This is a genomic window from Frigoribacterium sp. 9N, assembly GCF_902506305.1.
Lineage (GTDB): Bacteria > Actinomycetota > Actinomycetes > Actinomycetales > Microbacteriaceae > Frigoribacterium.
In genome coordinates this window covers 1,238,480-1,259,766 of sequence record NZ_LR733392.1, presented here as the reverse complement: position 1 = coordinate 1,259,766, position 21,287 = coordinate 1,238,480, and the positions used below count along the sequence as shown (strand labels likewise).

Here is a 21,287-nt window from a genome sequence, read left to right as displayed (position 1 = left end):
CCCCACCATGTTCTGCCCCTTCTGCCGCCACCCCGACTCACGAGTCGTCGACTCCCGGACCAGCGACGACGGCACGTCGATCCGACGGCGGAGGCAATGCCCCAACTGCGGTCGTCGGTTCAGCACGACCGAGACCGCGAGCCTCAACGTCGTGAAGCGCAACGGCGTCCTCGAACCGTTCAGTCGCGACAAGATCATCTCGGGTGTCCGCAAGGCCTGCCAAGGGCGTCCGGTGACGGATGGCGATCTCGCCGTGCTGGCACAGAAGGTCGAAGAGGCCGTCCGGGCGAGCGGTGCGTCGCAGATCGAGGCGAACGACATCGGTCTGGCCATCCTCCCTCCGCTCCGCGACCTCGACGAGGTGGCCTACCTCCGGTTCGCGAGCGTCTACCAGGCCTTCGACTCGCTCGAGGACTTCGAGGCCTCGATCGGACAACTGCGCGAAGAGCACGCGTCCCGGCCGCTCTCCACCCGATCGGTCGACGAGTGAGGACCCCGTACCGCGTCCTCTTCGACGTCGTCTTCGCGAAGATGGACCCCGAGGACGCCCACCACCTCGCCTTCCGGGTCATCAAGGCGATCCCCAAGCTGGGCCTCGCCGGCCTCGTCGGGCGCTTCACGGCCCCGGCCCCGTCCCTGGCGGTCGACGCGCTCGGACTCCACTTCCCCTCGCCGTTCGGTGTCGCAGCCGGTTTCGACAAGGACGCCAAGGGCATCGCCGGCCTCGGCGCTCTCGGGTTCGGGCACGTCGAGGTGGGGACGGTGACCGCTCGACCGCAGCCCGGCAACGAACGACCTCGTCTCTTCCGACTCGTTCCCGACCTCGCGGTCGTGAACCGCATGGGGTTCAACAACTCCGGGGCCCACGCGGCGGCCCTCGAACTCAGCCGGGCTCGATCGGCTCCGTCGCGGCCGGTGATCGGCGTCAACATCGGGAAGAGCCGCGTCGTCGACGTCGACGACGCGATCGACGACTACCTGGCCAGCACGCGCCTCCTGGCTCCTCTGGCGGACTACCTCGCCGTGAACGTCAGCTCGCCGAACACCCCGGGGCTCCGCGGGTTGCAAGAGCTCGAGAGGCTCGCTCCACTCCTCGAGGCCGTGCGCGACGCCGCCGGGCACACTCCGGTGTTGGTCAAGATCGCTCCCGACCTCGACGACGACGGCGTTCGTCGGATCGGTGCCCTCGTCACCGAGCTCGGCCTCGCGGGCGTCATCGCGACCAACACGACGGTGTCCAGGGAAGGCCTCGCCACCGATGGGGCGGTCGTCGATGCCGCCGGAGCCGGCGGTCTGTCGGGTGCCCCGCTCGCCGTCCGGTCGTTGGAGGTCCTCAAGCTGGTCCGTGCGTCCGTCCCGAGTGGCATGTGCGTCATCTCGGTCGGTGGGGTCTCGAGCGCCGCCGACGTCGACGCGAGGCTCCGGGCCGGAGCCACGCTCGTGCAGGGCTACACGGCGTTCCTCTACCGAGGGCCCCTCTGGGCCCGACAGGTCAACCGGGGGCTCGTCGCCCTGGATCGGCGTCGACGCACCACCTGACGAACCACGCGGTCGGCGAGGTCGAGAACGCGAAACGGCGCCACCCACCGGGGGTGACGCCGTTCGTCGTACGGGGAGCCGCGTCGGCTACGCGGTCGGGTACTCGCCACGCTTGACCTGCGGCTTCGGCAGGCGCATGGGCTTGAGCTGCATCGCTCGCATCGCCGCGTACCAGCGGTTGCCCTTCCGGACGTTCTCCGCGCCGTACTTGGCAGCGAGCTTGCGGTTGACGCTCCGGCCGACGATCAGGCAGTCGACGACGGCGAGGGCGAAGAATCCCCACAGCACGAGCAGGGTGATGGACTGGATGGCCGCAGACTGCACGAGCGTCATCGCGATGACGACGACCATGATGGGGATCATGGCCTCGCCGACGCTGTAGCGGGCGTCGACGTGGTCGCGGATGAAGCGGCGCTGCGGCCCCTTGTCGCGGTCGGGCAGGAAGCGCTCCTCGCCGTTCGCCAAGCCGACGCGGGCGCGGTCACGCTGTTCGGCGAGACGGGCACGCTGGGCCTTCTGGGCTTCTTTGCCCGAGGCCACCAGGGGCCTCTGGTTGGCGGCTTCGCGCTCGCGTCGCGTGGGCGTCGGGCGACCCTTGCCGACCGCGGTCGACTCGGGCTCGGCGACGGTGGTCGTCTCGGTCGTCTTGCTGTCTGGCTTGGCCACGGGAGATCCTCAGGGTTGTCCGAGTTCCTAAGATTACCTGCATGAGCGACTCGCAGCATCCCGTCCGACCGACCGATCCCCGTACTGTCAGCGAACTCGCGGAGGCCGTGCACGCGGGTCTACCCGCGACGATCGCCGACCTGGGTGCCCTCGTGCGCATCCCTTCCGTCTCGTGGGACGCCTTCGACCCCGAGCACGTGAGACGTAGTGCCGAGGCCGTGGCCGCCCTGGTCGAGGGGACGGGCCTCTTCGACGAGGTGACCGTGAGCAGGGCGCCGATCGGCGAGGGCGGCCCCCTCGGCCAGCCCGCCGTACTCGCTCGACGCCCGGCCCGCGAGGGCAAGCCGACCGTCCTCCTGTACGCCCACCACGACGTGCAGCCGCAGGGTGACGACGCCGACTGGGACACCCCTCCGTTCGAACCGACCGTGAAGGGCGACCGGCTGTACGGGCGTGGGGCGTCCGACGACAAGGCCGGCGTGATGACGCACGTCGCGGCGCTGCGCGCGGTGCACGAGGTGCTCGGAGACGACCTCGGTGTCGGCGTCTCGTTGTTCATCGAGGGCGAGGAGGAGTTCGGTTCCCGCTCCTTCGCCGACTTCCTCGTGCAGCACGAAGACGAGCTCCGTGCCGACGTCATCGTCGTGGCCGACTCCGACAACTGGAGCACGACCGTCCCCGCCATCACCGTGGGCCTGCGCGGCAACGTGACCTTCCGCCTGACCGTCCGCACCTTGGCCCACGCCTCCCACTCCGGCATGCTCGGCGGCGCCGTCCCCGACGCCATGCTGGCCATGGTCAAGCTCCTCGCGACCCTGCACGACGACGACGGCAGCGTCGCCGTCGCCGGGCTGACGAGCCGCGAGGCCGACCACCCGGAGCAGAGCGAGCAGCAGCTGCGCGACGAGAGCGGCCTGCTCGAGGGGGTGACCCCCATCGGTCGGGGTCCGATCCTGAGCCGGGTGTGGTCGCAACCGTCGATCACCGTGACGGGCATCGACGCCCCGTCGGTCGCCAACGCGTCGAACACCCTGAGTCCCGAGGTGTCCGTCCGCATCAGCGCCCGCATCGCTCCCGGGCAGACCGCCGAGGACGCCTACGCCGCCCTGGACGCGCACCTGCGTGCGCACGCACCGTTCGGCGCCCACGTCCAGATCGACGACGTCGACCGGGGTGACCCCTTCCTGGTGGACACCACGGGCACGGCGATCGCCGACGCGACCGTCGCGATGACCGAGGGGTGGGGCGAGGCCCCGGTCCAGACGGGCATCGGCGGGTCGATCCCGTTCATCGCCGACCTCGTGCGCACGTTCCCCGAAGCCCAGATCCTCGTGACCGGCGTCGAGGACCCCGACACCCGAGCGCACAGCCCGAACGAGTCCCAGCACCTCGGAGTCCTCCACCGGGCCGTCCTCAGCGAGGCGATCCTGTTGGCGCGCCTCGACGCGAGGGGCTGACCGGTCCGCCCGCGCCTCCCCACCACCGGCGACGCCCCGGGAGGCGCGGGTCCGGAACAAAACGAGGCCTCGGCTGCTTACACTGGTCGACGACGAGTGCCCCGCACTCGACCCGGCCCGAAGGAGGCACCATGACCGACATCGCAACCGCTCCCGTCGACGCGAAGGCGCACGGCGTGACCATCACGTCCACCGCCGCGGACAAGGTGAAGAGCCTGCTCACGCAAGAGGGGCGCGACGACCTCCGCCTTCGCGTTGCCGTCCAGCCCGGTGGCTGCTCGGGGCTCATCTACCAGCTCTACTTCGACGAGCGCATGCTCGACGGGGACGCCACCGTCGACTTCGACGGCGTCGAGGTCATCGTCGACAAGATGAGCGTCCCCTACCTCGATGGCGCAGCCATCGACTTCGAGGACACCATCCAGAAGCAGGGATTCACCATCGACAACCCCAACGCTCAGGGCAGCTGCGCCTGCGGCGACAGCTTCCACTGAACGTCGAGGGGCGGCTCCGGTCGTCGAAGGACGACTCCGGACCGTCCGTCGCGGGGGAGCCGGCGTCACCGAGGGGACCATCCGACAGGGTGGTCCCCTCGGTCGTACCACGACGGTTCTCGCTCGACGTCGAGAGGCTTCCGGCGCGTGCCGTGCGTTGGGGGGGCGAACCTGCGAGTAAGCTAGGCAGGTCCCCGTCAACACTGGGAACACCCCCACTGTCGTGTCATCCGAGAGGTAACAGTGCGTTCTAACCGCCGTCTTCGTTGGGCTGCCGCCCCCATGGCAGTCGTCCTGGCTCTCGTGCTAGCGGGGTGCACCACCGACCAGCTCCAGGGGTGGCTGCCCACAACCGCGGGCACGACCAACCACGTGGACCGTGTGATCGGACTCTGGGTCACCTCGTGGATCGTCCTGCTGATCGTCGGCGTGATCGTGTGGGGCCTGATCATCTGGGTCTGCGTCGCCTACCGACGTCGCAAGGGCCAGACCGGCCTCCCGGTCCAGCTGCGGTACAACATGCCGATCGAGATCTTCTACACCGTCGTCCCCCTGATCCTCGTGCTCGGCTTCTTCGCCTTCACGGCCCGCGACCAGGCCGCCATCGAGGCGCCCACCGCGAGCCCCGACGTCAAGATCGACGTCTACGCCAAGCGCTGGGCGTGGGACTTCAACTACATCGACCAGCAGAACGAAGACGAGAGCGTCTACTACCAGGGCATCCAGGCGCAAGAACTGGGTGACGGCACGATCGACGAGAGCCAGCTCCCCGAGCTCTACCTGCCTGTCGGCAAGACGGTGCAGATCGACCTCAAGTCCCGCGACGTGGCTCACTCCTTCTGGATCATCGACTTCCTCTACAAGAAGGACACGATCCCCGGCAAGACCAACTCGATGTACTTCACGCCCGAGAAAGAGGGCACGTTCAGCGGCAAGTGCGCCGAGCTGTGCGGCGAGTACCACTCGTTGATGCTGTTCAACGTCAAGGTCGTGTCGCAGTCCGAGTACGACCAGTACATCCAGACGCTCGATGCCGAGGGAAACACCGGCCTGCTGGGCGACCAGTACAACACCAACACCAACCAGCCCGGCACCGAGGCTCCCGCCAACGCCGCCGGCACCGAAGACTCCGAGAAGTAAGGCACGGTTCGATGAGCTCAGCCACCGCCACCCGTCCCACCACCGGCGGGACCTCGTCCGGTCAGAACTTCGGCGCCACGAAGGTCGGCCGCAAGGGCAACGTCGTCGTCAACTGGATCACGTCGACCGACCACAAGACGATCGGGTACATGTACCTGATCACGTCGTTCCTCTTCTTCTGCCTCGGTGGGGTGATGGCGCTCATCATCCGCGCCCAGCTCTTCGCACCGGGCCTCGAGATCGTGGCCACGAAAGAGCAGTACAACCAGCTCTTCACGATGCACGGCACGATCATGTTGCTCATGTTCGCGACCCCGCTCTTCTCGGGATTCGCCAACGTGCTCATGCCGCTGCAGATCGGTGCACCGGACGTCGCCTTCCCCCGCCTGAACGGCTTCGCGTTCTGGCTCTACTCGTTCGGCTCGATCATCGCCGTCGCCGGCTTCCTCACCCCGCAGGGTGCCGCATCGTTCGGCTGGTTCGCCTACGCGCCGCTGAGTGACACGACGTTCTCTCCAGGGCTCGGCGGCAACCTGTGGGTGTTCGGTCTCGGCCTCACCGGCTTCAGCACGATCCTCGGTTCGGTGAACTTCATCACGACCATCGTCTCGATGCGTGCTCCGGGCATGACCATGTGGCGCATGCCGATCTTCACCTGGAACACCCTCATCACCTCCATCCTGGTGATCATGGCGTTCCCAGTGCTGGCGGCCGCACTGTTCGGCCTCGGGTTCGACCGCGTCTTCGACGCCCAGGTCTTCAACCCCGCGAACGGTGGCGCCATCCTCTGGCAGCACCTGTTCTGGTTCTTCGGTCACCCCGAGGTCTACATCATCGCCTTGCCGTTCTTCGGCATCGTGTCCGAGGTGTTCCCGGTCTTCAGCCGCAAGCCGATCTTCGGGTACAAGACGCTCGTCTACGCCACCATCTCGATCGCCGCCCTGTCCGTCACCGTGTGGGCCCACCACATGTACGTCACCGGCTCGGTCCTGCTGCCCTTCTTCTCGCTGATGACCATGCTCATCGCGGTGCCCACCGGCGTGAAGATCTTCAACTGGATCGGCACCATGTGGCGCGGTTCGGTGACGTTCGAGACTCCCATGCTCTGGGCCATCGGATTCCTCATCACGTTCACCTTCGGTGGCCTCACCGGCGTCATCCTGGCCTCGCCCCCGCTCGACTTCCACGTGTCCGACACGTACTTCGTCGTGGCTCACTTCCACTACGTGGTCTTCGGTACCGTCGTCTTCGCGATGTTCTCCGGGTTTTACTTCTGGTGGCCGAAGTGGACCGGCAAGATGCTCAACGAGCGTCTGGGCAAGATCCACTTCTGGATGCTGTTCGTCGGTTTCCACACCACGTTCCTCGTGCAGCACTGGCTCGGCGTGATGGGCATGCCCCGTCGCTACGCCACCTACCAGCCGGAAGACCACTTCACGTGGATGAACCAGCTCTCGACCATCGGCGCCATGTTGCTCGGTGTTTCGATCTTGCCGTTCCTCTACAACGTCTACATCACGGCTCGGCGTGCGCCCAAGGTCGAGGTCAACGATCCCTGGGGTTACTCTCGCTCGCTCGAGTGGGCCACCTCGTGCCCGCCGCCGCGACACAACTTCACGTCGATCCCGCGCATCCGTTCGGAGTCGCCGGCATTCGACCTCAACCACCCCGAGGCCGGACTGCCCGTGGGCATCGGGCCGGTGAAGGATGCCCCTGACGCCCCCACGTACGACGCGTCCAGCGAGAAAGTGAAGTAGACCTGATGAAGACCAACGCGACGCTGTTCTGGATCCTCGCGATCTTCTTCTTCCTCATGTGTGCGGTCTACGTGCTCTGGAGCCTCCTCGACACCGGTCAGGTCGAATGGGCCGGTACGCTCGGCATCGGTCTGGCCGGCATGCTCGGAGCATTCCTGGCGTTCTACATGGGTCGCTCGCACGCGACCCAGGGAGGCGAGCTTCCCGAGGACCGTCTGGACGCCAACATCGACGACGGTGACCCCGAGATGGGCTTCTTCAGCCCCTGGTCGTGGTGGCCCATCATCTTGGCCGCCGGTTGCAGCCTGATCTTCCTGGCGCTGGCCGTCGGCATGTGGATCATCTACATCGGTGCGGCCCTGACGGCCGTGGCCTTGGTCGGCTGGGTCTACGAGTACTACCGCGGAAACTTCGCACACTGACATCACTGCTCCCTTGAGTATGAAGGGCGTCGGTCTTCGGGCTGACGCCCTTCGTCGTGTTCGCAACAGGGGTCGTGGCCAGAGGTGAGGGGTACAAGTCTGAACCGGTGAGTGGGCCGCCGGGCGTCTCGTCGTCGCGTCCGGGTCAGGCCGCTCTGGGCCGGCCAAGACGATCAGTCTAAACATCTTGTGAAGGATGCTTAGCCGCTAGCCGCTAGCCGCTAGCCGCTGGCCGCTGGTCGCTGGTCGCTGGTCGCTGGTCGCTGGTCGCTGGCCGCTGGCTGCTGGCTGCTGGCTGCTGGCTGCTGCCTACGGGCCGCTGGCCGCTGCCTACGGGCACCGCTGGCCGCTGCCTACGGGCTGCTGGTCGCTGCCTACGGGCCGCTGGCCGCTGCCTACGGGCACCGCTGGCCGCTGCCTACGGGCCCCAGGCCGATGCCTACGTGCCCCTGGCCGCTGCCTATGGGCCGCTGACCGCTGGTCGGTGCCAAGCGCTGGTAGACAAGCGCCGGTAGCCGGAGCCTTTCTGTGGCAGTGCCTGGGCCTGGTCCTGCGCCTGTGCTGTCCCTCTGGCTCCGCATGCGTCCGTACCGGCGACGACCGTACAGGATTCCCCTGGTCCACGCGGCTGGCTTGGGTTCGACCGCAGGGCCGGGTTTCGGTCATCAGGGTGTCCTCCGCGGTCGCGGTCGCTCCTGGTTCTGGTCGACGCGCGGCCCTGAGACGCGGGGAAGCGGCCAGGGGCGAGAAGTAGGCGCCATGGCCCCGCGGCTCTGGACGACGTGAGTGAGGCCGAGGGAGTGCTGGCCCGGTCTACGGTCGCCGTTCTCGCCCAGCCGGGCCTGGCTCTGGGTCTGGTCGAGCCCCGGAGGCATCGTCGACTGTCCCTGCCAGGAAGAGGCGGCGCAGGGACATGCGTGGGATTCCTCAGGAGTGCCGTGCTGAAGGGAACGTGGGCCGTGTCCTCGGGGACGACAGCGTCAGCGTGAACGAACGTGACGGACTCACGCGGTCGTCAAGCTGGGGAATGGTGAGCACGCCCCTGGAGGGAGCTGACATCGATCCTCCGTCTCCCCAGCGAGTGGTGAGCGAGCGAGGCAGAGTCATCCTGGGGCCTCGCATGGAGCGGGCACAGGGAGCACACGAGGTCGAGAATCCGGGCGGTGATCGCCACCGCCGACCGTGACAGGCGCTCAACCGAGGGTGTGACGTCGTGGCTGAGAACCTGGCCGCAGGCCGCGGTGATGTACCGATCACCCTGGCCGGGATCACTGTGTCAACTCCGTGCAGGACTGGAGGAGTCATCATAGCCAGGTACCACGCAGCATCGTTCGGAGGAGGCCCGCTCGTGCGGTCGGCCGGGATGTCTCAGCCTCGACGGTTCGAGGGAGATGCTGTCGCGGCGTCTCGACACTCGATCCGATGACGTCCAGAGGGGTTGTCGCCGGAGATCCCATCTCACCCAACGGTTGGACTCATCGGCTGCGCGAGCGTGGGCCGACTGGACTGCCGTGAGCCACCCCGGGAATGCCGAAGGCCCGGCCGCACACGATGTGCGACCGGGCCCAGGGGCTACCGAAGGTCAGTGTCCTTCGTCGTGGTGCGATGCCTCGATCTCGGAACGCTTCACCGGGGCGATGCGGTCCTCGAAGAAGAACGACGACGCTGATGCTCGGGCCCGCTGCAGAGCCGTGATCTTGCCGTTGGCGTTCGGTCGGACCATGAGGGGCTCGTACTCGTTGAAGTCGAGCAGGCGCCAGCGCTCGTACTCGTCGAGCTGCTCGTGCACCTCGATGTACTCACCACCCGGCAGTCGAACGATGCGTCCCGACTCGTAACCGTGGAGAGCGATCTCACGGTCCTTCTTCTGAAGGGCGAGGCAGACCCGCTTCGTGACCCAGAAGGCGATGAAGGGCCCGATGATCAGGGCTGCCTGGCACGCGTGGATGACGTAGTTCAGCGACAGGTGGAAGTGCGTCGCCATGATGTCGGAGCTCGCCGCTGCCCAGAGGCTGGCGTAGAACACGATGCCGGCGGCGCCGATCGCGGTGCGCGTCGGAGCGTTGCGAGGCCGGTCGAGGATGTGGTGCTCGCGCTTGTCGCCGGTCACCCAGGCCTCGAAGAACGGATACAGCAGGACGACGACGATGAAGAGACCCAGGACCGTAATCGGCACAAGGATGTTCATCGAGACCGTGTAACCGAAGGCGACGAACTCCCAGCCCGGGGGAACGAGTCGAAGGGCGCCGTCGGCGAAACCGATGTACCAGTCGGGTTGCGTACCTGCCGACACGGGGGAGGGGTCGTACGGGCCGTAGTTCCAGATGGGGTTGATAGTGAACAGCGAGGCGATCAACACGATGACGCCGAAGACGATGAAGAAGAATCCACCGGCCTTCGCCGCGAACACGGGCATGACGGGCACGCCCACGACGTTCTGGTTCGTCTTGCCGGGGCCGGCGAACTGCGTGTGCTTGTTGATGATGAGCAACAGCAGGTGCACGCCCAGGAGGGCGATCAACAGTGCGGGCAGCAGCATGATGTGCAGCGAGTAGAACCGGCCGACCATGTCGGTACCCGGGAATTCTCCACCGAACACGAGGTACGAGATCCAGACGCCGATCACCGGGATGCCCTTGATCATGCCGTCGATGATGCGGGCACCGTTGCCGGAGAGGAGGTCGTCGGGAAGCGAGTACCCGGTGAAGCCCTCGGCCATCGCGAGGATCCAGAGCGTGAAGCCGACGACCCAGTTGATCTCGCGGGGCTTGCGGAACGCGCCGGTGAAGTAGACGCGCAGCATGTGCAGCATGATCGCGGCCACGAACAGCAGAGCGGCCCAGTGGTGGATCTGGCGGAACAGGAGGCCGCCACGGATGTCGAACGAGATGTCGAGCGTCGAGGCCATCGCCGCCGACATGTTGAGGCCCTTGAGCGGAACGTACGAACCGTTGTAGTTGACCTCAGCCATCGAGGGCTGGAAGAAGAACGTCAGGAACGTGCCCGAGAGCAGGATCACGACGAACGAATAGAGAGCGACCTCGCCCAACATGAACGACCAGTGGTCGGGGAAGATCTTGCGACCCACCTCTTTGACCAGGCCGGACATGCTCGTGCGCTCGTCGATGTAGTTGGCCGTCGCGCCGAGGAATTTGTTCGTCTTCGTCGGTGCGAAGGCAGGAGCCTTGCCGATGTTCTCGGACGTGGCCGGTTCGGCACCGTGTGCCGGGGTGGTGGTGATCACTTTTCGCGCTCCCAGAAGCTCGGGCCCACAGGTTCGTGGAAGTCGCTCTGCGCGACGAGGTACCCGTCGGCGTCGACCGTGATGGGCAGCTGCGGCAGGGGGCGCTTGGCGGGCCCGAAGATGACTTCGCAGTTGTTCGTCACGTCGAACGTGGACTGGTGGCAGGGGCAGAGCAGGTGGTGTGTCTGCTGTTCGTAGAGGGCCACGGGGCACCCGACGTGCGTGCAGATCTTGGAGTAGGCGACGATTCCGTCGTACTGCCAGTCTTCGCGTCCCTCGGCCGGGTTGAGGTCTTCCGGCTTGAGGCGCATGAGAAGGACGGCCGCTTTGGCTTTCTCTTCGAGCAGGTGTTCTGATTCGTTGAGGTTCTCGGGGATGACGTGGAACACGGAGCCGAGGGTGACGTCCGACGCCTTGATGCGGGTTCCGGAGGGGTCGGCGGCGAGGTGCATGCCTTCTTCCCACAGCGTGTGGCGGAGGACCGCGTTGGGGTCTTCCGCAGGTGCGAGGTCGCGGAACAGCACCACGGCGGGGAGGGGCGTCGCGACGAGGGCGCCGATCAGGCTGTTGCGGATGAGCGAACGACGACCAAAGCCGCTCTCGTGGTTGCCCAGTGCGAAGACCTCGACGGCCTTCTCACGCGTCGGCTCGGAGCCACGCGTGTCGTGGCGCATCTCGGTGATCTCTCGCGCCGGCATGAGCGTCTTGGACCAGTGCACCGCACCGATTCCGACGGACAACAGACCGAGGGCGATCCCGAGACCCAGGAACAGGTTGTTCAGGCGGACCGAGCCGGAGTCACCCGACGTGATCGGGAAGGCCACGTACGCGCCGATGGCCGCGATGCTGCCGACGATCGACAGGAAGAAGAACAGGCTGACCTGACGCTCCGCACGCTTCTCGACCTTGGGGTCGATGTCGGTGACGCGGTCGCGGTGGGGCGGTTCACCCGGGTTCTGGAACACGTCGGACGTCACGACCGCCGTGCCGGCCGAGACCTGTCGAGGCTCACGCTTCTCGACAGCCGAGCCCGCCGTGGGGGCCTCGTCGTCGTGCTCTGCCATTGATTCTGCCTTTCGTGAAGTACGGAGAGAACGCTGGTCAGTTCGACCGGGCGGTCAGCCAGATGGTGATCGCGACGATCGCACCGAGCCCGAAGATCCAGATGAAGAGACCTTCGGCGACGGGGCCGAGGCTCCCGAGCTCGAATCCACCCGGCGACGGGTTGTTCTCGACGTACTTGAGGTACGTGATGATGTCGGCCTTGTCTTGGGGCGACAGGTTGAGGTCGTTGAAGACCGGCATGTTCTGCGGGCCCGTCTGCATGGCCTCGTAGATGTGGTGGGCGGTGACGCCGTCGAGTGCGGGGGCGAACTTGCCCTGGGTGAGCGCGCCACCCGCACCGGCCACGTTGTGGCACATGGCGCAGTTGATGCGGAACAGCTCGGCGCCGTTGGTCGTGTCGCCGTCGGCCTGGAGCAGCGACTCGTCGGGGATGGCCGGACCCGGGGCGAGGGAGGCGACGTAGGCGGCCATGGCGGCGACCTGCTCGTCGGAGAACTGCGTGGGCTTCTGTTCGGCCTGAGGACCGTTCACGGCCATGGGCATGCGACCGGTGCCGACCTGGAAGTCGACCGAGGCCGCCCCGACGCCGATCAAGCTGGGACCGCTGTCGGTGCCGGCGGCGCTCAGACCGTGGCAGGTCGCACAGTTTGAGGCGAAGAGTTTCTGACCCTCGTCGATGCTCTGCTGCGACGTGGCGGTGGCGCTGCTCTCGTCTGCCGAGGCGGTCGAGGAGAAGAGCGCGTAGGCACCGCCCGTGGTGAGCAGACCGACGAGCAGGAGGGAGGCGGTGGCGACGGGGCCGCGACGGCCGGCCTTCTTGGTGCGTCGGGAGGACGAGGTTCTGGAGAACATGCTGTGCAGACGATCCAATGCCTATTTGAGGAGGTAGATGACGATGAAGAGGCCGATCCAGACGACGTCGACGAAGTGCCAGTAGTACGACACGACGATGGCCGTCGTGGCCTCTTTGTGCCCGAAGTTCTTGACTGCGTAGGCACGACCGATGGTGAGCAGGAAGGCGATGAGGCCACCGATGACGTGGGCGCCGTGGAAGCCGGTCGTCATGTAGAAGGCCGAGCCGTAGGCGCTGGAGCTGAGGGTGACGTGCTCGGAGATCAGCGTCGCGTACTCGAACACCTGGCCGCAGACGAAGACCGCGCCCATGGCGTAGGTGAGGAAGAACCACTCGACCATGCCCCAGCGGCCGACCTGGAACAGGCGGCCGGTACGGTGCGGCTGCATGCGCTCGGCCGCGAACACGCCGAACTGGCAGGCGACCGAGGACAGCACCAGGGTGATGGTGTTGGTCAGCGCGAACGGCACGTTGTGCAGCGCCGTCTGGTCGGCCCACAGGCCCGGAGACGTCGAGCGGAGCGTGAAGTAGATCGCGAAGAGGCCGGCGAAGAACATGACCTCGCTGCCGAGCCACACGATGGTGCCCACGGCAACCGTGCTGGGTCGATTGACGACGGGGCCGCCAGAAGGTCTCGAGAGAGAGGTACTTGTCACGAGGTCCATTATGCCTGGTAAGTCGCTTTGGGTTTGCGCTCGAAACCCCGGGTCGGGAATTTCCCTTGACGCCGAGACATCGGAGCCGCCCGTGCTCCGCCGGTAGCCTGGGCGCATGACCTCCGAGCTCACCTGGCCCCTGATCATCGACGCGCTCCTCGTCGGTCGCGACCTCTCGATCAGCGAGGCGACGTGGTCGATGGAGCAGGTCATGACCGGCGACGTCACCCCGGCCCAGCTCGGGGCCTTCCTCGTGGCCCTGCGGGCCAAGGGGGAGACGGTGGACGAGATCGTGGGGTTCCGCGACGCCGTCCTCGCCCACGCCGTGGCCCTGCCGGTCGACAGCATGGCCGTCGACATCGTCGGCACGGGCGGAGACCGTTTCGGGACGGTCAACGTCTCGACCATGGCCTCCGTCGTCGTGGCGGCCACCGGCGTGCCCGTCATCAAGCACGGCAACCGGGCGGCGAGTTCGTCGTCCGGTTCCTCGGACGTCCTGTCGGCCCTCGGCATCGACCTGACCATCGGCGCCGACCGTGTGGCCGAGGTCCTGCGCGAAGCCGGGCTGACCTTCGCCTTCGCGGCCGCCTTCCACCCGGGCTTCGGCAACGCCGCCGCCGTGCGGCGTGAGATCGGCGTCCCGACGGTCTTCAACTTCCTGGGGCCCCTCGTGAACCCGGCACGACCCGAGGCGAGTGCGGTCGGCGTCGCGTCGCTCGACAAGGTGCCGCTGATCGTGGGCGTGTTCCAGACCCGGGGCGCGACGGCGCTCGTGTTCCGCGGCGACGACGGCCTCGACGAGTTGACCACCACCGGTCACAGCCACATCTGGGAGGTCACCGGAGGCTCGGTGACCGAGCACGACCTCGACCCGCTCGAGTTGGGCATCCCGCGGGCGCGCATCTCCGACCTCGTCGGCGGCGACGCGGCGTACAACGCGGCCGTCGCCCGCGAGGTGCTGGCGGGGGAGCGCGGCCCCGTCCGCGACATCGTGCTGCTCAACGCGGCGGCCGGACTGGTCTCGTACGGGCTGGCCGCGGACCCGGGCCAGCGCGAACGGCCGCTCCTCGCCCGCTTCCGGGAGCAGCTGGACGTCGCGGCCCGCGCCGTCGACTCGGGGGCGGCGATCGCGAAACTGGACCAGTGGGTGGCGGCGACCCGCGCCTCCTGAGACGAACCGTGCCTCCTCGTCCTCGGGCGGGCGGACGACGAAGGGCCCGTCCGATCGGACGGGCCCTTCGCGCGGAGGATCAGTTGACGTCGTCGTCGACCCAGTCGAAGGTCTTCGTGACGGCCTTCTTCCAGAGACGCAGCGTGCGGTCACGCTCGTCGGCGTCGATGTTCGGCGTCCAGCGCTTGTCCTCCTGCCAGTTGGCACGGAGGTCGTCGAGCGTCTCCCAGAAGCCGACCGCGAGACCGGCCGCGTAGGCCGCTCCGAGCGCGGTGGTCTCGGCGACCACGGGACGGACGACCGGGACGTCGAGGATGTCGGCCTGGAACTGCATGAGCGCGTCGTTGGCGGTCATGCCACCGTCGACCTTGAGCTCGGTCAGGTCGACGCCGGAGTCGGCGTTGACCGCGTCGAGCACCTCGCGGGTCTGGAACGCGGTCGCCTCGAGGGCGGCGCGGGCGATGTGGCCCTTGTTGACGTAGCGGGTGAGGCCGACGAGGGCACCACGCGCGTCGGACCGCCAGTAGGGCGCGAACAGGCCCGAGAAGGCGGGCACGAAGTACACTCCGCCGTTGTCCTCGACGGTCTTGGCGAGCTCCTCGACCTCGGGGGCGGAGCCGATCATGCCCAGGTTGTCGCGCAGCCACTGGATCAGCGAACCCGTGACCGCGATGGACCCTTCGAGGGCGTAGTGGGGTGCGGCGTCGCCGAGCTTGTAGCCGAGCGTCGTGAGCAACCCGTTCTTCGAGTGGACGATCTCTTCGCCCGTGTTGAAGATCAGGAAGTTGCCGGTGCCGTACGTGTTCTTCGACTCGCCCTGGTCGAAGGCGGCCTGGCCGAAGGTGGCGGCCTGCTGGTCGCCGAGGATGCCGGCGATGGGCACCTCGCGCAGCAGGCTCGAGGCCTCGACCGTGCCGTAGACCTCGGACGAGCTCTTGATCTCGGGGAGCATCGACCTCGGCACGTCGAAGGCCTCGAGGATGTCGTCGCGCCACTCGAGCGTCTCGAGGTCCATGAAGAGGGTGCGCGAGGCGTTCGTCACGTCGGTGACGTGGACGCCACCGTCGGTGCCGCCGGTGAGGTTCCAGAGGACCCAGGTGTCGGTCGTGCCGAAGAGCAGGTCGCCCGCCTCGGCCTTCTCACGGGCGCCCTCGACGTTCTCGAGGATCCAGACGACCTTCGTGCCCGAGAAGTAGGTCGCGAGCGGCAGGCCGACGATCGGCTTGAAGCGCTCGACGCCACCGTCGGCGGCCAGGCGGTCGACGATGGACTGCGTGCGGGTGTCCTGCCAGACGATGGCGTTGTAGACGGCCTTGCCGGTGGTCTTGTCCCAGACCACGGCGGTCTCGCGCTGGTTGGTGATGCCGACGGCCTTGATGTTGTGGCGCGTGATGTCGGCCCGGGAGAGGGCCTGGCCGATGACCTCGCGGGTGTTCTCCCAGATCTCGGCGGGGTCGTGCTCGACCCAGCCGGCACGGGGGAAGATCTGCTCGTGCTCTTTCTGGCCGGTGGCCACGATCGAGCCCGAGTGGTCGAAGATGATGGCGCGGGTGCTGGTCGTTCCCTGGTCGATGGCCAGGATGTAGTCGGTGTCGCTCACGGGTGGAACTCCTTCGTCGTTGATGGATGCGGCTCGCACGGAGGCCCGGGTCGGTCCAGTGGAGCGGACGGGCCCGAGCCTCTGCGGGGAGCGGGTGGATCGATGGGCGTCGGACGGCGCGGGGGAGCCGGCCTCAGCCGATCAGCGGGTCGCCGGGTCAGGCGGCCAGGGGGAGGAGCGGGAAGGACAGCAGTGCCGCGAGGGCACCGCCGACGAGGGGGCCGACGACCGGCACCCAGGCGTAGGACCAGTCGCTGCCGCCCTTGCCCTTGATGGGCAGGAAGGCGTGGGCGATGCGAGGGCCGAGGTCGCGGGCCGGGTTGATGGCGTAGCCCGTGGGACCACCGAGCGAGGCGCCGATGCCGACCACGAGGAGTGCGACTGCCAGGCCGCCGAGCGGGCCGAGGTTCGCGGCGTTCGGGGAGGCGCCGTTGGTGATGGCGATGATCGTGAAGACCAGCACGAAGGTGCCGATGATCTCGGTGACGAGGTTCCAGCCGTAGTTGCGGATGGCCGGGCCGGTCGAGAACACGCCGAGCTTGGTGGCCGGGTCGGGCTCCTCGTCGAAGTGCTGTTTGTAGGCCAGCCAGACGACGACCGCACCGATGATCGCACCGACCATCTGCGCCGCGACGTAGACGAGGAACGCGGCGAACGTGATGTTGCCGAGGATCAGCTGGGCGATGCTGACGGCCGGGTTGAGGTGCGCCCCGGACGAGTACGAGGCCAGGATGCCGACGAAGACCGCGAGGCCCCAGCCGAAGTTGACCATGAGCGTGCCGCCGTTGAAGCCCTTCGTCTTCGTCAGGGCGACGTTGGCGACGACTCCGCCACCGAGGGTGAGCAGCAATGCGGTGCCCACCGTTTCTGAAAGAAAAATCAATCCCAGGTTCACGTCGACCTTCCTTGTCGTACGGCGGGGCGACAGTGCACCCGCGGTGAGCGTGTGTCAACACCTTAGTGCGGTGATCACACGTGATGAGAAGGAAAGATCCGGTGATTGCACATATGTGCATCAGGGGGTGCCGGGAGTAGGTTGAGCGGCAGCCTGGTGCACCAGAGCACCGTTCCCGGCGCCGAGAAAGGGACTTCGATGAAGAAGCTCATCAACGATCCGTCCGACGTCGTCGCCGAGGCCGTGGCCGGCTTCGGCGCGGCCCACGCGGACCTCGTGGTCGTCTCCCACGATCCGACGTTCGTCCGCCGATCGGCGGCTCCCGTGGCAGGCAAGGTCGCGATCGTGAGCGGCGGCGGCAGTGGTCACGAACCGTTGCACGCGGGGTTCGTCGGCTTCGGCATGCTCTCGGCCGCCGTGCCGGGTCCGATGTTCACGTCGCCCACGCCCGATCCGATCGTCGCCGCCACGCAGGCGGTGGATGCCGGAGCGGGCGTCCTCTACATCGTCAAGAACTACACGGGCGACGTCCTCAACTTCGAGACGGCTGCCGACCTCGTGGAGGCCGAGGGCATCCAGGTGCGCTCGGTGGTCGTCGACGACGACGTCGCGGTCAAGGACTCCCTTTACACCGCCGGTCGCCGAGGCGTCGCCGGCACGGTCGTGGTCGAGAAGACCGCCGGTGCCGCGGCCGAGCGGGGCGATTCGCTCGACGCCGTCGCCGAGGTGGCCCGACGCACGAACGCGGCGACCAGGTCGATGGGCGTCGCCCTCACCGCGGGCACCGTCCCCCATGCCGGTGAGCCGAGCTTCACGCTGGCCGACGACGAGGTCGAGATCGGGATCGGCATCCACGGCGAACCGGGCCGAGAGCGCATCCCGCTCGAACCGGTCGACGCCATCGTCGACCGGCTGCTCGACGCCGTCACCGACGATCTGGGACTCGCCTCCGGCGAGCGGGTGCTGCTCTTCGTCAACGGCATGGGCGGCACGCCGCTCGTCGAGCTCTACATCGCCTACCGTCGTGCGGCCGAGGCCCTCGAAGCACGAGGAGTCGAGGTGTACCGCAGCCTCGTCGGTTCGTACGTCACCTCGCTCGAGATGCAGGGCATGTCGATCACGGTGACCCGCCTCGACGACGAGCTGGCCGATCTCTGGGACGCCCCGGTCGAGACCGCGGCCCTGCGCCGGGGCCGGTAGGCGTCCGCGTGGACGCCAAGAGCAGGGCACGCCGCGCCGCATCACCGAACCACCGCACGATGAGAGGAACGACCACCGCATGACACTCGACGCCACCTGGACCCGGGCCTGGATCGACCGGACGGCCGACGTCGTCGCCGCCCACCACACGGCCCTCAGTGAACTCGACCGCCAGATCGGCGACGGCGACCACGGCGAGAACCTGTCCCGCGGCTTCACCGCCGTGCGCGCCCGGCTCGCCGACCTCCCCGCCGACGCGACGCCCGGAGCAGCCCTCAAACTCGTCGCCACGACGCTCATCTCGACGGTCGGCGGCGCGTCGGGTCCCCTGCTGGGCACGGCGTACCTGAAAGGGTCGGCGGCCCTGGGCGACGCCACGGAGCTGGACGCGGAGGCGCTGGTCGCCTTCCTGACCGCGGCCCGCGACGGTGTCGTGCTGAGGGGCAAGGCCGAGGTCGGCGACAAGACCATGATCGACGCGTGGACCCCGGCCGTCGACGCAGCAGCCGCCGCAGCTGCGGACGGTGTCTCGCCCGCAGGCGTCCTCCGTGCCGCAGCGGACGCCGCGGCGACCGGTGCCGCCTCGACCGAACCCCTCGTCGCCCGCAAGGGCCGAGCCAGCTACCTCGGCGAGCGTGCCGTGGGTCACCGCGATCCCGGCGCGCAGTCGTCGTCCCTCATCATCGCCGCCGCGGCCGACGCCGCGGACGGCTCGAGCAAGGAGTCCTGAGCATGCCCACCATCGGAATCGTCGTCGTCTCGCACAGTGTCAAGATCGCCGAGGGCGTGGTCGACCTCGCTCGCCAGATGGCCCCCACGACCACCCTCGTGGCCGCCGGAGGGACGGACGACGGGTCCATCGGCACCAGCTTCGACAAGATCTCCGCCGCCCTGGCCGAGGCCGGGCGGGGCGGCGGGGCGGTCGTGCTCTGCGACCTCGGTTCCGCCATCCTGACGAGCGAGACGGCCGTCGACTTCCTCGACGACGCCGACAAGCAGCGGGTGCTCATCGCCGATGCGCCACTGGTCGAGGGAACGGTCGCCGCGGCCGTCTCCGCCGAGACCGGGGGAGACCTCGAGGCCGTGGCGGCGGCCGCCCGGACGGCCACCGGAGTCGCCGACGCGCACGCCGACGAGCGCGACCTCCGAGGTGGCGACGCCGTCGAGCGCTCGGCCGTCCTCGTCAACGCGTCGGGGCTGCACGCCCGTCCCGCCGCCGACCTCGTCACGCACGCGTCTCGGTTCCAGGCCGACGTCACGGTCAACGGCGTCGACGCCAAGAGCCTGCTCCGCATCATGGGGTTGAACGTGGGCGTCGGTTCGACGGTGGCCGTCATGGCGACCGGTCCCGACGCCGCGGCCGCCGTGGACGACCTCATCGCCTTGATCGAAGGCGGTTTCGGCGAGAAGGCGAGCTGATCGCCCGCGGAGCCCGCTCCTCCTGACCTCGCGTCGCGCGGCCGCGACCTAGCGCCGTCGCGACCATTTCGTGAGGAGCATGTCGCCCGACACCAGGACGTGGTCGAGGGCGAGGCCGAGCAGGGCCATCTCGTCGCGGGCCGCGACGATGCGCGGGCCGGCTCCGCCCTCGAGGTTGGGCGACACGGTGAGGCACAGCTCGTCGACGACGTCGGCGGCGACGAGGTCGCCGAGCAACGCCGGGCCTCCTTCGGTGTGGATCTGGGGAAGCCCGCGCTCGACCAGGACCCGGACGAGGAGGCGCGGGTCCACCCGGTCGCGACCGCACGACACGACGTCGGCGACCTCGTCGAGTCGGGCCCGAGCCGCGCGGGGTGCCGCGTCGTGGGTGAGCACCAGGGGGCGGACGGGCGCGTCGGCGAAAACGCCGCTCGCCGGGTCGAGGCCGAGTCCGCTCGAGACCACGGCGAAGACGGGATGGTCGGACAGGCCCGCGGCCCGACGCCAGGCGACGGCCTCGTCGTCGAGTCGCATCGGGCCGTAGCCCTCGTCACGGACCGTGCCCGCCCCGACCACGACCACGTCGCAGAGTCGGCGCAGCAGGTCGAAGACGAGCAGGTCGGCCGGCCCGCCCAGGTCGCGCGTCCTGCCGGCCGCCGTCGCCGATCCGTCGACGCTGGCGACGAAGTTCGCCCGCACGGACGGCGTCGTCCGGTCGTGGGGCCGGTGGAGCTCGACGAGGTCGTCGATCGTCAGTGCGCCACGGCCGACCGGGGGAGCGGGGTGCAGCTGCACGAGGGTGGTCGCGGTCACAGGGCGTCCTCGTCGAGGTTGTGGCGCTCGACGAGGGGGTCCCGCCAGCCGAGGATCGCCTCGATCATCCGGACGGCGTCGACGCTGGCCCGGACGTCGTGCATGCGGACGATGCGTGCGCCCTGCAGCACGCTCACCGTGGCCGCCGCGAGCGAGCCCGCCAGGCGGTCGGGCTTGTCGCGACCGAGCGACTCGCCGACGAAGTCCTTGTTGGACACCGCGGCGAGCGTCGGGTGACCCAGGGCCGCCACCTCGGACAGGCGCCGGGTGAGTTCGAGCGAGTGCCGGGTCGTCTTGTTCAGGTCGTGCCCCGGATCGACGACGAGTCTCTCGTCGGGCACGCCGTGGGCACGGGCGACGTCGACCCGTCGTGCGAGGAACTCGACGACCTCGGCCACGACGTCGCCGTAGTGCGGACGGGGATGCGGACGCCGTGGTGCCGCCAGGCTGTGGGTGACGACGAGCGTGGCCTCGCTGTCGGCGACCACGTCGGCCAGGCGCGGATCGTGGAGCCCCGTGGTGTCGTTGACGACGTGCGCCCCGGCGGCGATGACGCGTTCGGCGACCTCGGGGCGGAAGGTGTCGACCGAGATCACGACGTCGGACCGGCTCGCGAGCGCCTCGACCACGGGCAGCACCCGGTCGAGTTCGTCGGAGGCGGACAGCTCGGGCCCGGGCGCGAACGGGACGCCCCCGATGTCGACCCAGTCGGCGCCCGCCTCGGCCGCGTCCACGGCGGCCTCCACGGCGCGGTCGAGGGCGAAGGTGGCGCCACGGTCGAAGAACGAGTCGGGCGTGCGGTTGACGATCGCCATCACGGCGACCTGGTGCGAGAAGTCGAAGGTCCGCGACCCGATGCGGCGGCGGGGGACGAGGAGGGGCGGCACGGCGAATCC

General features: G+C 68.3%; 20 protein-coding genes. 11 read left to right on the top strand and 9 right to left on the bottom strand.

Annotated elements, in window-relative coordinates; genetic code table 11:
* Positions 1-7: 7 nt before the first annotated feature.
* Entirely contained in the window at positions 8-490 is a 483-nt protein-coding gene (gene nrdR / locus ARTHRO9V_RS08955) for a transcriptional regulator NrdR (protein WP_054146163.1), read from the top strand.
* Positions 487-1,539, top strand: coding sequence for a quinone-dependent dihydroorotate dehydrogenase (locus ARTHRO9V_RS08950; protein ID WP_255477572.1), 1,053 nt, complete (start codon positions 487-489; stop codon positions 1,537-1,539). The genes nrdR and ARTHRO9V_RS08950 overlap by 4 nt, the downstream gene beginning before the upstream one ends.
* A gap of 87 nt (positions 1,540-1,626) precedes the next feature.
* On the opposite strand, the gene ARTHRO9V_RS08945 is transcribed toward ARTHRO9V_RS08950, so the two are convergent.
* On the bottom strand, positions 1,627-2,205 hold the full coding sequence (locus ARTHRO9V_RS08945; RefSeq protein ID WP_056045052.1) for a DUF3043 domain-containing protein: 579 nt from the start codon (positions 2,203-2,205) through the stop codon (positions 1,627-1,629).
* Between the two features lie 41 nt (positions 2,206-2,246).
* Between ARTHRO9V_RS08945 and ARTHRO9V_RS08940 the strand changes: the two genes are divergently transcribed.
* The 5 genes from ARTHRO9V_RS08940 (at position 2,247) to ARTHRO9V_RS08920 (ending at position 7,475) form a co-directional block, all read left to right on the top strand.
* On the top strand, positions 2,247-3,662 hold the full coding sequence (locus ARTHRO9V_RS08940) for a dipeptidase (RefSeq protein ID WP_159826702.1): 1,416 nt from the start codon (positions 2,247-2,249) through the stop codon (positions 3,660-3,662).
* Between the two features lie 131 nt (positions 3,663-3,793).
* A complete protein-coding gene (erpA, locus tag ARTHRO9V_RS08935; RefSeq protein WP_043594936.1) occupies positions 3,794-4,156 on the top strand; it encodes an iron-sulfur cluster insertion protein ErpA in 363 nt (120 codons plus the stop codon).
* A 282-nt stretch (positions 4,157-4,438) separates the two neighbouring features.
* Positions 4,439-5,296, top strand: a complete 858-nt coding sequence (coxB, locus tag ARTHRO9V_RS08930) for a cytochrome c oxidase subunit II (protein WP_159826700.1) — start codon at positions 4,439-4,441, stop codon at positions 5,294-5,296.
* Positions 5,297-5,307: 11 nt separating this feature from the next.
* Complete coding sequence (ctaD, locus tag ARTHRO9V_RS08925; protein ID WP_082460211.1) at positions 5,308-7,053, top strand: cytochrome c oxidase subunit I; 1,746 nt, start codon at positions 5,308-5,310, stop codon at positions 7,051-7,053.
* Positions 7,054-7,058: 5 nt separating this feature from the next.
* The gene (locus ARTHRO9V_RS08920) at positions 7,059-7,475 is read left to right on the top strand and encodes a cytochrome c oxidase subunit 4 (protein WP_054146161.1); all 417 of its coding nucleotides are present in this window, start codon (positions 7,059-7,061) and stop codon (positions 7,473-7,475) included.
* 1,582 nt (positions 7,476-9,057) lie between these two features.
* Here the strand turns inward: ARTHRO9V_RS08920 and ARTHRO9V_RS08915 are convergent.
* Genes ARTHRO9V_RS08915 through ARTHRO9V_RS08900 form a run of 4 tightly spaced genes read right to left on the bottom strand, consistent with a single transcriptional unit; the run spans position 9,058 to position 13,302 of the window.
* Complete coding sequence (locus ARTHRO9V_RS08915) at positions 9,058-10,668, bottom strand: cytochrome bc complex cytochrome b subunit (protein ID WP_043595069.1); 1,611 nt, start codon at positions 10,666-10,668, stop codon at positions 9,058-9,060.
* A 47-nt stretch (positions 10,669-10,715) separates the two neighbouring features.
* Entirely contained in the window at positions 10,716-11,783 is a 1,068-nt protein-coding gene (locus ARTHRO9V_RS08910) for a ubiquinol-cytochrome c reductase iron-sulfur subunit (RefSeq protein ID WP_043594939.1), read from the bottom strand.
* 37 nt (positions 11,784-11,820) lie between these two features.
* Positions 11,821-12,636 carry a c-type cytochrome gene (locus ARTHRO9V_RS08905; RefSeq protein ID WP_056045057.1) on the bottom strand — a complete coding sequence of 272 codons (816 nt, stop codon included), beginning with the start codon at positions 12,634-12,636 and terminating at the stop codon, positions 11,821-11,823.
* Between the two features lie 21 nt (positions 12,637-12,657).
* Positions 12,658-13,302 (bottom strand): heme-copper oxidase subunit III, encoded by a 645-nt coding sequence (locus ARTHRO9V_RS08900; RefSeq protein ID WP_082460212.1) that lies wholly within the window; start codon positions 13,300-13,302, stop codon positions 12,658-12,660.
* A 106-nt stretch (positions 13,303-13,408) separates the two neighbouring features.
* On the opposite strand from ARTHRO9V_RS08900, the gene trpD reads away from it, so the two are divergent.
* A complete protein-coding gene (gene trpD, locus ARTHRO9V_RS08895; RefSeq protein WP_123570026.1) occupies positions 13,409-14,464 on the top strand; it encodes an anthranilate phosphoribosyltransferase in 1,056 nt (351 codons plus the stop codon).
* Between the two features lie 79 nt (positions 14,465-14,543).
* On the opposite strand, the gene glpK is transcribed toward trpD, so the two are convergent.
* Positions 14,544-16,064: a glycerol kinase GlpK gene (gene glpK / locus ARTHRO9V_RS08890; protein ID WP_056045060.1), complete on the bottom strand. Its 1,521-nt coding sequence runs from the start codon at positions 16,062-16,064 to the stop codon at positions 14,544-14,546.
* Between the two features lie 157 nt (positions 16,065-16,221).
* Positions 16,222-16,959, bottom strand: coding sequence for an MIP/aquaporin family protein (locus ARTHRO9V_RS08885; protein ID WP_123517649.1), 738 nt, complete (start codon positions 16,957-16,959; stop codon positions 16,222-16,224).
* A 198-nt stretch (positions 16,960-17,157) separates the two neighbouring features.
* Between ARTHRO9V_RS08885 and dhaK the strand changes: the two genes are divergently transcribed.
* From dhaK to dhaM, 3 genes are all read left to right on the top strand, one after another.
* A complete protein-coding gene (gene dhaK / locus ARTHRO9V_RS08880; RefSeq protein WP_159826698.1) occupies positions 17,158-18,159 on the top strand; it encodes a dihydroxyacetone kinase subunit DhaK in 1,002 nt (333 codons plus the stop codon).
* Positions 18,160-18,238: 79 nt separating this feature from the next.
* Entirely contained in the window at positions 18,239-18,889 is a 651-nt protein-coding gene (dhaL, locus tag ARTHRO9V_RS08875) for a dihydroxyacetone kinase subunit DhaL (protein WP_159826696.1), read from the top strand.
* A 2-nt stretch (positions 18,890-18,891) separates the two neighbouring features.
* Positions 18,892-19,578, top strand: coding sequence for a dihydroxyacetone kinase phosphoryl donor subunit DhaM (dhaM, locus tag ARTHRO9V_RS08870; RefSeq protein ID WP_159826694.1), 687 nt, complete (start codon positions 18,892-18,894; stop codon positions 19,576-19,578).
* Positions 19,579-19,626: 48 nt separating this feature from the next.
* Here dhaM and ARTHRO9V_RS08865 read toward each other — a convergent pair whose 3' ends face one another.
* Both ARTHRO9V_RS08865 and folP read right to left on the bottom strand, forming a co-directional pair.
* Positions 19,627-20,391 carry a pyrimidine reductase family protein gene (locus ARTHRO9V_RS08865; RefSeq protein ID WP_236556985.1) on the bottom strand — a complete coding sequence of 255 codons (765 nt, stop codon included), beginning with the start codon at positions 20,389-20,391 and terminating at the stop codon, positions 19,627-19,629.
* Positions 20,388-21,278 (bottom strand): dihydropteroate synthase, encoded by an 891-nt coding sequence (gene folP, locus ARTHRO9V_RS08860; protein WP_236557088.1) that lies wholly within the window; start codon positions 21,276-21,278, stop codon positions 20,388-20,390. The genes ARTHRO9V_RS08865 and folP overlap by 4 nt, the downstream gene beginning before the upstream one ends.
* Positions 21,279-21,287: the final 9 nt, after the last annotated feature.

Excerpts from the sequence above, each read along its gene's own strand:
- ARTHRO9V_RS08910 (WP_043594939.1), bottom strand. The coding sequence starts at position 11,783 with ATGGCAGAGCACGACGACGAGGCCCCCACGGCGGGCTCGGCTGTCGAG.
- trpD (WP_123570026.1), top strand. The coding sequence starts at position 13,409 with ATGACCTCCGAGCTCACCTGGCCCCTGATCATCGACGCGCTCCTCGTC.
- dhaK (WP_159826698.1), top strand. The coding sequence starts at position 17,158 with ATGAAGAAGCTCATCAACGATCCGTCCGACGTCGTCGCCGAGGCCGTG.
- ctaD (WP_082460211.1), top strand. The coding sequence starts at position 5,308 with ATGAGCTCAGCCACCGCCACCCGTCCCACCACCGGCGGGACCTCGTCC.
- ARTHRO9V_RS08920 (WP_054146161.1), top strand. The coding sequence starts at position 7,059 with ATGAAGACCAACGCGACGCTGTTCTGGATCCTCGCGATCTTCTTCTTC.
- nrdR (WP_054146163.1), top strand. The coding sequence starts at position 8 with ATGTTCTGCCCCTTCTGCCGCCACCCCGACTCACGAGTCGTCGACTCC.
- ARTHRO9V_RS08900 (WP_082460212.1), bottom strand. The coding sequence starts at position 13,302 with ATGGACCTCGTGACAAGTACCTCTCTCTCGAGACCTTCTGGCGGCCCC.
- ARTHRO9V_RS08940 (WP_159826702.1), top strand. The coding sequence starts at position 2,247 with ATGAGCGACTCGCAGCATCCCGTCCGACCGACCGATCCCCGTACTGTC.
- dhaL (WP_159826696.1), top strand. The coding sequence starts at position 18,239 with ATGACACTCGACGCCACCTGGACCCGGGCCTGGATCGACCGGACGGCC.
- erpA (WP_043594936.1), top strand. The coding sequence starts at position 3,794 with ATGACCGACATCGCAACCGCTCCCGTCGACGCGAAGGCGCACGGCGTG.
- coxB (WP_159826700.1), top strand. The coding sequence starts at position 4,439 with ATGGCAGTCGTCCTGGCTCTCGTGCTAGCGGGGTGCACCACCGACCAG.
- ARTHRO9V_RS08905 (WP_056045057.1), bottom strand. The coding sequence starts at position 12,636 with ATGTTCTCCAGAACCTCGTCCTCCCGACGCACCAAGAAGGCCGGCCGT.
- dhaM (WP_159826694.1), top strand. The coding sequence starts at position 18,892 with ATGCCCACCATCGGAATCGTCGTCGTCTCGCACAGTGTCAAGATCGCC.